Raw genomic sequence first — 12,568 nt, forward strand, 5'->3', positions numbered from 1 at the left:
CATTACAGGACCTGACGCCGAGATGAATGCTCCTGCCAAGATCGAAGAATTTGCCCCAACCGTGCCCGCAGGCGTGTTCGCCGAAGCGGTGACCGCTGTGAAGCATTATACGGACCGGCTGTTCAGCTTCCGGATGACGCGTCCGGCTGAATTCCGCTTCCGTTCGGGTGAATTTGCGATGATCGGCCTGATGGTCGACGGCAAGCCGATCTATCGAGCCTATTCGATCGCAAGTCCGGCATGGGACGACGAACTCGAATTCTTCTCGATCAAGGTTCAAGATGGTCCGCTGACTTCGCATCTGCAGGGCATCAAGCCCGGCGATCAGGTTCTCATGCGCAAGAAGCCGACCGGCACGCTCGTTCTCGATGCCCTGACGCCCGGCAAGCGGCTTTACATGTTCTCGACCGGCACAGGTATCGCTCCGTTCGCAAGCCTCATCCGCGAGCCGGAAACCTTCGAAAAATTCGAGGAAGTCATCCTCACCCACACGACGCGTGACGTTGCCGAGTTGCAATACGGTTTCGACCTGATCGAGGAAATCCGCAACCACGAATTCCTGGCGGAACTGGTCGGCGACAAGCTTCGCCACTACGCGACGGTCACCCGCGAGGACTATCCGTTCAAGGGACGCATCACCAACCTCATCCGCGACGGCAAGTTCTTCTCAGACCTTAACCTGCGGGCATTCGATCCGGCCGTCGATCGCGCCATGATCTGCGGCTCGACCGAGATGCTGAAAGAGACCAAGGCGCTTCTGGAGGCCGCCGGTCTCGAGGAAGGCGCCAACAACAAGCCGGGCGAATTCGTCATCGAGCGGGCTTTCGTCGGCTAGGCATACTTCATTCTGGAACAGAGGCGGCTTGCGGGCCGCCTCTTTTTGTTTCGGCGTCCGGAAGGGCAGGGCAGCTACTGCAGAATTCCTCAAATCGCTTTGCGCGTCATGTTTGACGCGCGGCGCTGTAACGTTCGCCGAGATAGTCCATCAGATCGTCCATGGCAGTCGCTGCAGCCGTGGGATCGGCCTGGTTGATGGCCCGGATCACCTTGACGTGCAAATCCACCGACCGGTCCATGTGCTGCGTCGAAGCGGTACTGAACCACAGCCTTCGCGCATGTGTCTGCAGGGGCGCAAGAGCCGATGTCAGATAGGCGTTGGGGCAGGTGGCTTCCATGATTTCATCAAAAGCCTTGTCGGCGGCCAGAAAGCCCTCCATGTCGGCATTGATCGAGCAGGCCGTCATCGCCTGAGCGCATTCGATCATTGCCGCGCGCGCTTGCGCACTTGCATGTTCGGCGACGAGGGCTGCGGCGAGCGGCTCCAACGTGCGGCGCACCTGCATGACATGGAGGTGGTCTTCGGGCTTGATCACCGTGATCTGCAGGCCGACGCGGGCGCGAACCTCGATCAGCCCCTGCCAGGATAGCTTCTGGATCGCTTCCCGCACGGGTGTGCGGCCATGGCCGGCCAGATCGATCAGCTGCTTTTCCGTCACCAGCGAACCGGGCCTGAGCTTCAGGGTAACGATGAGGCTTTCCAGCGTCAGATAGGCAAGATGCGCCTGGGATGATGTTTCCGACATGTTTTTCCCTGAGCCCTGATATATCAGACATTGGCACACTGAAAAATGAATGGCAAGATTGCTGATATATCAGAGCTTAAGTCTCGCCCTCAGCCTGTCCGTCGCTGTCTGGCGCGGCCCCCCAGTCGGATAAAAAAGGGGGCCGGATCGCGATGATCCGGCCCCCTTCCGAACAGCGGATATTTCCTACAGGATGAAATAACTCTTCTGCAGCGTCAGGGCGTCGTCCAGGTGGACGGCAAAATCCGCGGCCTTGTCACCGTTCACGTCTCCGTAGACGTAGGTGTCCGACGACCCTTTCACGTATCGGAGTTCGGCTGCCGCCCCGGTGAATGCCGCATTGCCGAGGAAGGCGAACGCCTGGTTGCTTGTGGCTTTGCTATTGGCGTCAATCACGGAAAGGTCGATTCTGTCGCCCTGTGACGCGGAAAAATCGAAGATTGTATCTCGGCCCGACGCAGACACCGTCGATTCCGTCCGCAGCTTGAACAAGAACATGTCGGCATCGGCCCCGCCGATGAGATCGTCGGCACCTGCGCCGCCGTAGAGCCTGTCGGCGCCGGTCCCGCCGGAAAGCCTGTCAGCACCCGAGGCTCCGATGAGCACGTCGCTGCCGCCTTCGCCGTTCAGCGTATCATTGCCGCTATAGCCCTGCAGGGAATTGCCGACCTGATTGCCGATGATCCGGTCGCTGCCCGATCCGCCCTTGGCATTTTCGATCAGGGAACGGATGTCGCCATCGTGGAGCAGCGCGTTGAAGATATTGCCGCGCGCAAAGTGGATGGTCTCATCCGCGTCGGTACCCAGGTTGGCCACTTGGTCTTCGCTGAAGAGTGACGCCTTGCCAGGGCGCAGATCGATCTTCAGGTTGTCGCTATAGGCGGTGAGGTCGAACGTATCGTTGCCATCGCCATCCCAGATGGTGGCGAGGATGCGATTGGTACCCGGCGAGATCGCCACTTCGCCGTCGACTGTCGTCTGGCCACTGGTCGGCCTCCATGTGTAGACTGTATTGCCGCTATTGGTCGTGTAGTCGGCGCCGTACATTTCCTGAAGGGCGGCTATGTCGGCCATCATGAAGGTTTGCGGCGCGCCATATTCCTCATAGGTATAGCTGTCGCCGGTATCGCCGACATAGCCCCTATAGGTCATCGCCGAATATTCGAGTGAGTCATAGGCGGATGGCAAGGCGCCGAAACCGTCGGTCTCATGACCGTGTTTCAGCCCCAAAGCATGACCGATCTCGTGGATCACCGTGTGCCAGGCGTAGCTGCCGGCGACGGGATTCCTGTAGTCATATTCGGTGCCGAACCAGACATCGCCAGCCGGGGCATAATCCTCCCACGGCATATTGGCATAGGCCGTGCCGATGTCGGAATGATCAGATTGCGCAAGACGGATGTTGGCGCTGCTGCTGTCGCCGCTGGCAAAGCTCACATTGGTGAAGCCCTCGACGGAAAAGCCGTCATTGGCGGCGGAACCATAGGATTGCTCCAGCGTGAAAAGCGCTGCGTTTATCTGCGCATTCGAGACGGCAGCGAAACCGACATTTTTTTCCGGGCCATAGCTATAGCTGCTGGCGCTGGTCGGAAAAGCGTAGGTTATGGTGGAATCGCCCCAGGCCGTATCGGTCAGAACGCCATCGATCAACGAATTGCCGGTCGCGGAAATGATTGTCGTCGTCTTGTTCGTGCCAGTCAAACGTATCTCCCGCTGACGCCTTGTGCTTCGTCGTCTGCCCGCCCAGCCTTATGCCAATGATGCAAGGCGAATCTAGGGACAATGGATATCAAAAATTCTAGCGTATTGTTAAAAGACGAAGTGACCCGTGGTAAAATTCAGGATGTCTCTGAAACAATTTCTTTTCATGTCCGCGGGCATTGCTCTTGCCATCCTGGGGCCGGCGTCCGACCCTCATGCCCAGGCGCAGATATCGACACAAGGACAGGACATGCTTCCCCCGCCGGACATAGAAGCGGCCGTCCGCGCCGAATTCAACAGTGCCGTCAAGAAGGGCACGCGCGAAGCCTATGAGCGCTTCATTCGCCGTCATCCGGATCACCCATTGGCCGAGAAGGCGCGAGAAGCGCTTGCAAAGGGCGACGGTAAGTAACCTGCGATTGTTGCCCGACGCTGCCTTTGTTCGAGGCGGGATTTGCCCGCAAACACAAAAACTTGAGCACGCCGAATAAAGCCCGACCGAAAATCGTATGGTCTACAATAGCTGTTGACGAAGCTTGAGGGGCTTGCCAGTCTTGCTTCGGGGATTCCGGCAGCTGCAGGAATTGTGAGGGATATTCCGTGAGCGCGGGTGCTGTTGTTGTCTGGTCGTTGATAGGATTCGCGGGGCTTCTGGCCGTTCCCGCGGTCAGTCACACCAATGCCGGCACGACCCTCTCGCTGATGGCGTCGTCCATGGCTTTCACCGGCATGGGGATTGCGCAGTTCATGGCGACGCGCCCACCGCTGGTGGAGCGCCTTTTCGGTGGCCTCGACCGCATCTACCGGACCCATCGCCGGGTCGGCATTGCGGTTCTCATCCTGATCCTCGTCCACTATTTCATCACGCCGGATTTCAAAGGCCTGGCGCTGACGAGCGGCTTGAACAAGCTGGCGGCATCGATGGGCGAATATGCGTTTTACGGTTTTGTCGTCTTGCTGCTCTTGAGCATCTTCAAGTTCGTTCCGAAGACCAAGATCGAAATCCCCTATCACTATTGGCGACTGACCCATCGCTTCATCGGGTTGCTGTTCGTCATGGTGGCCTTCCACCAGACCTTCATCAAGAGGCCCTATGACGGCACGGCGATGCTGGCGACCTATCTCAACATCATCGCGATGATCGGCACCGCGAGTTACATTTATACCCAGCTCTTCCCATGGCTGCGCACGCGGGCATACGAAGTCATCGATGTGACCCGCCATGATGGGGCGACGATCATTTCGGCGCGTCCGACAGGGCGACCGCTCAAGGCAAGGCCCGGCCAGTTCGGCTTTTTCCGGGTCAGCAAGCCGGGACTGCGCGAGCCGCATCCGTTTACGATCGCCGGCATGGAGGAGGGCGGCATCGTCCGTTTCGCGATCAAGCCGCTGGGAAATTACACCAAGGCGCTGCGGGAAAGCATTGCGGTTGGCGACCGGCTGAAGCTCGAAGGCGGTTACGGCCGGTTCAATCACCGCCGCGGCGGCAAGAAGCAAATCTGGCTCGCCGGCGGCATCGGTGTCACGCCGTTCCTCGCCATGGCTGGGCGCCTCAAGGGCGACGAGGGCCAGGACATTCATATGGTATATTGCGTGCGCGACCGGGCCGAGGCGATAGGTCTGGAAACGTTCGAGGCGCAGGCAGAAAAACTTCCGAATTTCAGCTTTACTTTGCATGCTTCCAAAACCGACGGCCGTTTCGATGCGGCTAAACTCGCCGCGGCGAGCGCCGTCGATCCGGCGGGAGCAGACCTCTGGTTCTGCGGTCCGCCGCCTCTGCGAAAGGCCATCGAAAAAGGACTGAAGGAACTCGGGAAAAAGCCCGGACGGGTCGAGTTCGAACTGTTCGAGTTCCGCTGATACCGCATCGCATATTTTATCGTTTGAGAAAGCAAGGGGAACAAGCCATGCGCATGTTCGATCAACTGTCTGGGAAAGTGATCCGCAGTCTGCCGCGACATCTGCTGGCGATGGCGGCTGCCGTCCTGGCGATTGCCCACTGTCCCGGGACAGCCTCCGCGCGCGACGCTTTTGCCGATGGTGCCTATGCGACCTACAAGGCAAATGTGGACAATGGCAAATATCTGTTCAACGCGGCAGGCTGTGGCGCCTGCCATGGTTCAGGCAGCAATACGGAGCTGCTTTCCGGCGGCATGGAGATGGACACGGCGATCGGCAAGTTCTACGCGCCGAACATTTCGCCCCACACCAACGGCATCGGCGGCTGGAGCAATGCGCAGTTCCTCAACGCGGTGATGCTGGGCATCGACCGGGACGGCAACCATCTCTATCCGGTCATGCCCTATACGTCCTATGGCGGCATGAAGCCGGAGGACGTTCTCGACATCAAGGCCTATATCGATACGCTGGTCCAATCCGACGCCGTGTCTAAGGAACACGAGATCGCCTTTCCCTATAGCCGCCAGACGACGATCACGCTGTGGAAGCGCAGCCATTTCAACGTTCCCGAATATCAGTCGCGCAAAGATACGCAGATGGAGCGCGGCCGCTATCTCGTCGAGAACGTCGGCGGCTGTGGCGATTGCCACACGCCCCGCACCACCACCTACGGCCTCGATGTCGAAAATGCCTATGCCGGCGAAAAAGGCCTGACCGGTGCAATTGCACCCGATATCACCAAGGCGCGCATGGCAAGCCTTGCCTCTCCCGAGGTCTTCACCGTCGGCCTGATCGACGAAGGCAAGAAGCTGTCCGGCTCGCCCCTGACGGATCCCGTCATGCGCGAGATCGCGCACGGGCTGTCGGTGCTGACGGAGAAGGACAGAACGGCCATCTACGCCTTCCTGTCCGACCGCGAGGTCAAGCCGCCGGAGCCGGTTGCACAATCGACGACAGCGGTCTGCAAGGAAAGCACGCCGGAATCGGCGCTGTCCGGCGACAATGCAGCCCTTGCGGTGCAGGCCGATGCCTTCATCGGCAAATATTGCCGCAATTGCCATGGGCCAGGCGAAAGTTCGCAAGGCAGCTATTCGGCCGGCGACCTGAAATCGATCGCCGCCGACGCCGCCTTCGTGGTTCCCGGCGACGCCTCGAAATCCCGGCTGTTCACGTCCGTCACCAGTGGCCGCATGCCGCTTGGCAAGCGCCCGACCGCCGAGGAGGTGAAAAGCCTCGAAGACTGGATCAATTCGCTCAACCGGTCGAACCTGCCGCAAACGGCGGCGACGAAACCGGACCGTACCCGGCCTATGCTCTCCTACCGCGATTTCATCGAAGCCGGATTGAAGGACATTTCCACGGTCGGGGAACTCGACCGGAAATTCATGCGCTACTTCTCCTATCGCAACCAGTACAACGGCATGATGGGCTGCGAGGAGGACAAGACCTTCATGAAGCGCATGGACGTTTTGGCCGGCGGCTTCAAGAAGCTCCTGAACTCCCTGTCCTATGGCCCGAAGCTGGTGCTGCCGCAGGAAGTCGAGGGGACCAACGGCTTGATGGTGCGCGTCGACCTCCGCGACCTGCAATGGTCGGCCGAGGACTATAACTTCCTGATCTCGCAATACTTCTATGGTGTCGACCCGGCGAGCGACGCCTCGCTGCTGGCCTTGACCAAGGAGACGGATACCGTTCTGCCGATCATGCGCATTGACTGGTTCATGGCCAATGCCGCCAAGCCGAAGATCTACAATCAACTGATGAAACTGCCGACCCAGATCCGGGAACTCGAGAAGCGTTTCCAGATCAACGTGGATGAGAACATCCGCCGCCGTCAGGTGCTCAGGGCAGGCTTTGCCGATGGTTCGTCCGGGGTGTCGGATCACAACCGGATGCTTGAGCGCCACGACATGCCGTTCGGCGGCTACTACTGGAAATCCTATGATTTCGGCGGCGATGTCGGCAAGCAGGTGTTGAAGCGCTTCCCGCATGGCCCGAAGGAGATCGAACCGCTCGACGCGGGCCTGACCTCCTTCCAGCATGACGGCGGCGAAATGATCTTTTCGCTGCCCAACGGCTTGCAGGGATACTATCTGTCGAACGCGGAAGGAAAGCAGCTCGATGTCGGCCCGACCAGCATCGTCTCGTTCCGCGAGCGGCCGATCGGCAAGGGGGTCGAAATCACCAACGCCCGGTCCTGCTTCGATTGCCATGCCAACGGCATCCTGTCGAAACGCGACCAGTTGCGCGAGCACATCCAGACCTCGACGCTGTTCAGCAAGGATCAGCAGGCGCTCCTGCTCGACATGTACGTGCCGCAGGAAGAGCTCGACGCCGCCTATAACAAGGACAGGCAGCGTTTCGTCGAGGCTCTCGTGAAGCTTGGCGTGACCGAGCCGACGCCGGACGGCAGCGCGCAAAGCATGCTGGCGCCGGGGAACGCGGAACTCGTCACCTATTTCGGCGACAAATATGAGGACGAACTCGACTTCGAGGCTCTGGCGGCAGAATTCGACATGAAGCCGGACGAGTTCTCCGCGACGATCAAGCGGGTCGAGGATGCCGATGTTCTGCGGCTGGGCCTCGATTGGGTGACGACACTTGAGGCGGGCGGCACGATCCCGCGCGCCGAGGTGGAACAGCAATTCCCGCTGCTTCTGTCGCCGCTGATGCAGTTGAAAGCGCTCGATACGACGACGGTCAAGGTTGCGGCGACGGCCCAGACCCAGGAGGTCGCCGGTCAGACGGCCCAGCAGACACCCGTCAAAGCGGAGACGATCGCGCAGGCGACACCGGCCTATCGCCAGGAAAAGCCTGCCGAAGGCAAACTGGAGCTCGCACTCCAGGTCGCTACGACGACGGCCAAGGTCGGCGATCAACTCTCGTTCGAGCTGAGCTCCAACAAGGCCTGCGAACTGCAGGTGCTCTATGTCGAGGAGACCGGCAATGTCGAGGTCATACCGGATGCGATGATCGGCAACACGACCTTGCAGGCCGGCGAGAAGCGCCTCATTCCACAGCCGGGCACCGGCAATCTCACCTTCGACACGCCAGCACCGGCCGAGACGATGATCGCCTATTGCCGTGAAGGCGGCCTTGGCGACCAGAAGCTCACAGTGGAACGGGCACGCCAACTGGTAGCAGAATCGCATCTGCCGCCGACGCGCGGGCTCGCCATCAACCTCGCAAAGAAGGCAGAAGACGACAAGGGCGCAAGCGGCCTGCAGGTCGTGACGTTCGAAATCAAGCAATGACAGATCGCCCGGTCGCTGTCGGCGGCCGGGCAATGTTCGAACAACAGGGGAATGGCATGGAGAAGACGGCGCCATGAAGATCGTGGTTGTGACATCGCTATTGGCATTGTTCGCCGCTGGCCCGGCCTTTGCGGCTTGCGATGCGCTGACGCAGGTTGCCGAGGCGACCAATGCCGGAAACGAGGACCTAGCCAAGCAGCTTGCCGGCGGCCAGGCGCCGGACTGCACGGCGGATGACAAGGCGATGATCAATCGCGTGGCGGCGCTCGCGTCGTTCAACCGGATCGTCGGTGCCGTCGGGCAGGGCGCCAATCTCGCTGATTTCGAGGCGGAACTCGAAACGATCCGCACGAGTAACGCCGCACCCTGGCAGGTCTTGGATGCGCTCGGCGACATCAACCGCGATCGCAGGAACTATGAGGCCGCAGCGCGCTACTACCAACTGGCGCTGGAGGATGCCTCGAACGAGGTGCTGACGCCCGGCTGGATGGCCCCGGACCCAAAATACATTGCCCGGCTCGATCGTATGGCGACCGAAATGCGGCTAGCGGCGCCGCGGCCGGTGAAACTTGCCATGCGCGGCGGCTGCAAGATCAGCTATCGCGGCGTATCGCTGAAGAAGAAATCGACGCCGGTGCGATACGTTTTCGGCACCGCCGAGTTCACGCCGCAGGGGCTGGAATCGGCCAGGGACCTTTCCGAGTGCCTCAAGTCGGTGAAACCGAAGGCGATCACTCTGATCGGTCACACGGATCCGATTGGTGGTGCCGAGGCCAACCGCGCGCTGTCGCTGGCGCGCGCCGAGGCGTTGGGGCAATACCTCGCCGCCGAAGGTTATGCCGGAGAATGGAAGACCGTGGGCAAGGGCGAGGACGAGCCGTTCAAGGCGGACGATGCCAGCGCCTATGACGAGGAAACGCTCAACCAGATGCACCGGCGCGTCGAAGTCGATGTGGAGAACTGAGTGATGCTGCGTGCCCTGCTGCTGTCCCTGCTGGTCTCCGCCGCGCCGCTTGGTTTCGCTTATGCGAAAACCTACGCCCTGGTGGTCGGTGTCGATGCCTATCCCTACGAGGTGAGCCTTGATGGCGCGGTGAAGGATGCGACTGACGTCGAAGGCGCGCTGCGGCGGGCGGGCATAGACCAAATGGCGACCTTTTTTGATGCGGCCGCCCGCAAGGACGATATCCGAGCTGCATGGACCGGCTTTGTCGATGCGGCGGGCGAGGGCGATACGATCATCTTCACTTATGCCGGCCACGGGGCGCAGATGCCGGAGCTCGTCGCCGGCGATGAGGCCGATGGCCTCGACGAATTCCTGCAATTGCCGGGCTTCGACCGCAATCGTGCGGTGGAGACCGATCACGAGATCATCGTCGACAACGAACTGAACGCCTGGTTTTCGGAAGCCGAGGCCAAGGGCGTCCATGTGCTGTTTGTTTCCGACAGCTGCCATTCCGGCGGCATGAGCCGCGCCTTTTCCGGCAAGACGCGCCTTGCCCAGGCGGTCACCGTCAAATTATCGCCGCCTTCGCAGGAGGCGGTCTCGGGCGCTCAGGTCAAGGAGGCGCAGTTCCGCCAGGTGACGGTGCTTGCCGCTTCGCTGGAAAGCCAGCCGTCGCCCGAAGTGATCATCGGCGGCGAGGCCCGCGGAGCCCTGAGCTGGAGCTTTGCCCGCGCGGTCGAGGGATCGGCGGATCGCAATGAGGATGGCCGCATCTCCCGGATCGAACTGGAGGACTATGTCTTTGCCAATGTGAAGCACCAATCCGAGGCCTTGCAGATCCCGAACTTCACGCCACAGGTGCCGCGCTCCGAGGACGAGGTGGTCATGCCGCTGACCCGCAGCGTAGCAGGAGCGGCCGATCCAAGTGCTCAGAAAACGAAGACGCATAGGCCTGTGAGAGAAACGGGCTGGGACGGTAAGTTGGCGCTGACGGTCAGCGGCTCGCAGATGGTCCTGGAAAGTACCGGCGGCAGCGGCGTGCCCTACCGCTGGGATGCGGCGAGCGGCGTCTTCTATACCCCGAATGGGGACGTGGCCGGCGAGAACGTCAACGAAGGCAATATCCAGGTCGTTGTCAACAAGTTCATTCTGCTCGATTTTCTGAAAGCAATGGCGAGCCAGAACCCCGGCACGGTATCGTTGACACCGCAAAGGGATATCTATGCGGCCGGCGACCGCCTGGCATTCGACGCACCCGGCTCCGGATACAAGAACATGATCGTCTTTAACCTTGCCAATACCGGCGAGGTACAATTGCTTGACGTGCAGGCGGAGGGGACTGAAAGCCGCGAGTTCAAGCTGACCGACCTGCAGGTGGTCGAACCTTTCGGCGCCGATCACCTCATCGCCATTTCAACCAATGAGCCGATCGATGCCATCGGCGCTGCGCTGGCGAGCAAGAATGTCGATGCCTCGACACTGCTGCAACTGCTGATGACGCGGATTGACGGCACCGATACGAGCGTCGCGATCCAGCCGCTCTACACCCGGGAAAAACTCTGATGGCCGCGCTACGAACTGTCGCAGGATTGCTCGGTGCATCGCTGCTTTTGGCGCAATCGCCTGCGGCAAATGCGGAGGACCGGGCACTGCTGGTCGGCATCGGTAGCTATGAAAACCTGCCGGAGGACATGTATCTCCATGGACCGAAGAACGACGTGAAGGCGATCGAGGGTCTGTTGACCGGGACACTGTCCTTCAAACCGCAAGCCATTCGCGTCTTGACCGACGGCAAGGCCAGTCGCGAGGCGATCCTGTCCTCGGTCGGCGAGTGGTTGATTGCCGGAACGGTACCCGGCGACCGGATTTATTTCTACTTCTCCGGGCATGGCCTGCAGGTGAAGGACGTGAGCAAGGACGAAGAGGACGGGATGGACGAGGCGCTGTCCACCTACGATATCAAGGCCGGCGAAGCGGACTGGACGAATGTCATCCTCGATGACGATCTCGAGGCGCTCTTGGAAAAGATGAAGGGCAGGGCGGTGACGCTGGTGATCGACGCCTGCCATTCCGGCACGATCTCCCGCGCTCTCTCGGCCGAAAAGCTATCGGGCATGAGCGGTGCACGCTACCTGCCGCGCCCCTTCGCCCAGGCATCGGAGGACAAGGTGACGCGCGGCCTGCGGATCGATCTGGGTGTCGTCGACAAGCCTGCGGAACTGACGGCCGCTGGGGTCACCGCCTGGAGTGCTGCTGCGCCCTATCAGGTGGCCTGGGACGACGTGCGGTTGCCGATCGAGGACCGTCACGGTGTTTTCACCTCGGCTTATGTAGCCGGCTACAAGCCTTCGGAAGCGGATGGAAACGCCAACGGTCTGGTGAGCAATGCCGAACTCTTCCAGTATGTGACAACAAAGTCCAAGGAATATTGTTCGGCCCAGGAAAACTGCGAGAATCTCGACCCGCAGTTGGAGAGCGTGCCCGGTGTGCTCGGAACGAGTGTTGCCAAGCCGGAACCGTACAGGACAGAACAGACTGCAACGGCGACGGACCAGCAACAGGGCAAACCGGAGCCCATGTACCAGGAGACGAAGGTCGACGCCGCAGCAGCGACGGCTTACGTCGATGCAAACCCGGTGGCGGCCATCGGCGACATCATCGGCAAGGCGGATACGGGCGAAGTGACGGTCTCGCTTGATACCGGTGCCGCGCTGAAAAGAGGCCAACCCTTCAAGATTTCCGTCACCAGCAAGTATGACGGCCATCTGATATTGCTGGACGTGAGCGGCAAGGGCGTTGCGACGCAGATTTTCCCGAACGAGATGGCGCAGAAGATAACGCCGCTCTCGGCCGGCTCGACGCTGACCATCCCGGACGACTATTACGGCTTCGATTTCGAGGCGGATGGCAGCGGCGAGAACATGCTGGTTGCCATCGTCGTCAGCGACGATCTGGATCTGCAGGATGTCGCGCCCGCAGCGCAGGGGCTCAATACCGAACTCGATGCGCGAAAACGCCTGAGCGAGATCGTCGCCAAGCTTGGAAAAACCTGGACGGGCGACACCGAAAATCGCGGCCTGCGCTGGTCGCTCGGAACGCTGAAATACACGATTGAATAGGATTGCGAGCCTTAAAGCGACAAAGCCCGCGACGGTCGTCGCGGGCTTTGTGCTGTGCGCATCGTT

At 60.5% G+C, this 12,568-nt stretch carries 9 protein-coding genes; 7 read left to right on the forward strand and 2 right to left on the reverse strand.

Annotated features, from left to right (window positions below; translation table 11 throughout):
• Window positions 1-22 precede the first annotated feature (22 nt).
• A complete protein-coding gene (locus A3AY_RS0108065) occupies window positions 23-835 on the forward strand; it encodes a ferredoxin--NADP reductase (RefSeq protein WP_018325174.1) in 813 nt (270 codons plus the stop codon).
• Window positions 836-941: 106 nt separating this feature from the next.
• On the opposite strand, the gene A3AY_RS0108070 is transcribed toward A3AY_RS0108065, so the two are convergent.
• Both A3AY_RS0108070 and A3AY_RS0108075 read right to left on the reverse strand, forming a co-directional pair.
• A complete protein-coding gene (locus A3AY_RS0108070) occupies window positions 942-1,583 on the reverse strand; it encodes a GntR family transcriptional regulator (protein ID WP_018325175.1) in 642 nt (213 codons plus the stop codon).
• Window positions 1,584-1,769: 186 nt separating this feature from the next.
• Window positions 1,770-3,284, reverse strand: coding sequence for a M10 family metallopeptidase (locus A3AY_RS0108075; protein WP_018325176.1), 1,515 nt, complete (start codon window positions 3,282-3,284; stop codon window positions 1,770-1,772).
• A gap of 250 nt (window positions 3,285-3,534) precedes the next feature.
• Here A3AY_RS0108075 and A3AY_RS39645 point away from each other — a divergent pair, with 250 nt between their 5' ends.
• From A3AY_RS39645 to A3AY_RS0108105, 6 genes are all read left to right on the forward strand, one after another.
• On the forward strand, window positions 3,535-3,696 hold the full coding sequence (locus A3AY_RS39645; RefSeq protein WP_085995017.1) for a hypothetical protein: 162 nt from the start codon (window positions 3,535-3,537) through the stop codon (window positions 3,694-3,696).
• A gap of 188 nt (window positions 3,697-3,884) precedes the next feature.
• A complete protein-coding gene (locus A3AY_RS0108085; protein WP_018325178.1) occupies window positions 3,885-5,144 on the forward strand; it encodes a ferredoxin reductase family protein in 1,260 nt (419 codons plus the stop codon).
• A gap of 47 nt (window positions 5,145-5,191) precedes the next feature.
• On the forward strand, window positions 5,192-8,437 hold the full coding sequence (locus A3AY_RS0108090) for a c-type cytochrome (protein WP_018325179.1): 3,246 nt from the start codon (window positions 5,192-5,194) through the stop codon (window positions 8,435-8,437).
• Between the two features lie 73 nt (window positions 8,438-8,510).
• The gene (locus A3AY_RS37005) at window positions 8,511-9,401 is read left to right on the forward strand and encodes an OmpA family protein (protein WP_018325180.1); all 891 of its coding nucleotides are present in this window, start codon (window positions 8,511-8,513) and stop codon (window positions 9,399-9,401) included.
• Window positions 9,402-9,404: 3 nt separating this feature from the next.
• Window positions 9,405-10,946, forward strand: coding sequence for a caspase family protein (locus A3AY_RS0108100; protein ID WP_018325181.1), 1,542 nt, complete (start codon window positions 9,405-9,407; stop codon window positions 10,944-10,946).
• Entirely contained in the window at window positions 10,946-12,502 is a 1,557-nt protein-coding gene (locus tag A3AY_RS0108105) for a caspase family protein (RefSeq protein ID WP_018325182.1), read from the forward strand. Before A3AY_RS0108100 ends, A3AY_RS0108105 begins: the two co-directional genes overlap by 1 nt.
• Window positions 12,503-12,568: the final 66 nt, after the last annotated feature.

This window comes from Rhizobium giardinii bv. giardinii H152, from assembly GCF_000379605.1.
GTDB lineage: Bacteria > Pseudomonadota > Alphaproteobacteria > Rhizobiales > Rhizobiaceae > Pararhizobium > Pararhizobium giardinii.

Coding starts and splice junctions, on each gene's coding strand:
- A3AY_RS0108065 (WP_018325174.1), top strand. CDS start 23: ATGAATGCTCCTGCCAAGATCGAAGAATTTGCCCCAACCGTGCCCGCA.
- A3AY_RS39645 (WP_085995017.1), top strand. CDS start 3,535: ATGCTTCCCCCGCCGGACATAGAAGCGGCCGTCCGCGCCGAATTCAAC.
- A3AY_RS0108100 (WP_018325181.1), top strand. CDS start 9,405: ATGCTGCGTGCCCTGCTGCTGTCCCTGCTGGTCTCCGCCGCGCCGCTT.
- A3AY_RS0108070 (WP_018325175.1), bottom strand. CDS start 1,583: ATGTCGGAAACATCATCCCAGGCGCATCTTGCCTATCTGACGCTGGAA.
- A3AY_RS37005 (WP_018325180.1), top strand. CDS start 8,511: ATGAAGATCGTGGTTGTGACATCGCTATTGGCATTGTTCGCCGCTGGC.
- A3AY_RS0108090 (WP_018325179.1), top strand. CDS start 5,192: ATGCGCATGTTCGATCAACTGTCTGGGAAAGTGATCCGCAGTCTGCCG.
- A3AY_RS0108105 (WP_018325182.1), top strand. CDS start 10,946: ATGGCCGCGCTACGAACTGTCGCAGGATTGCTCGGTGCATCGCTGCTT.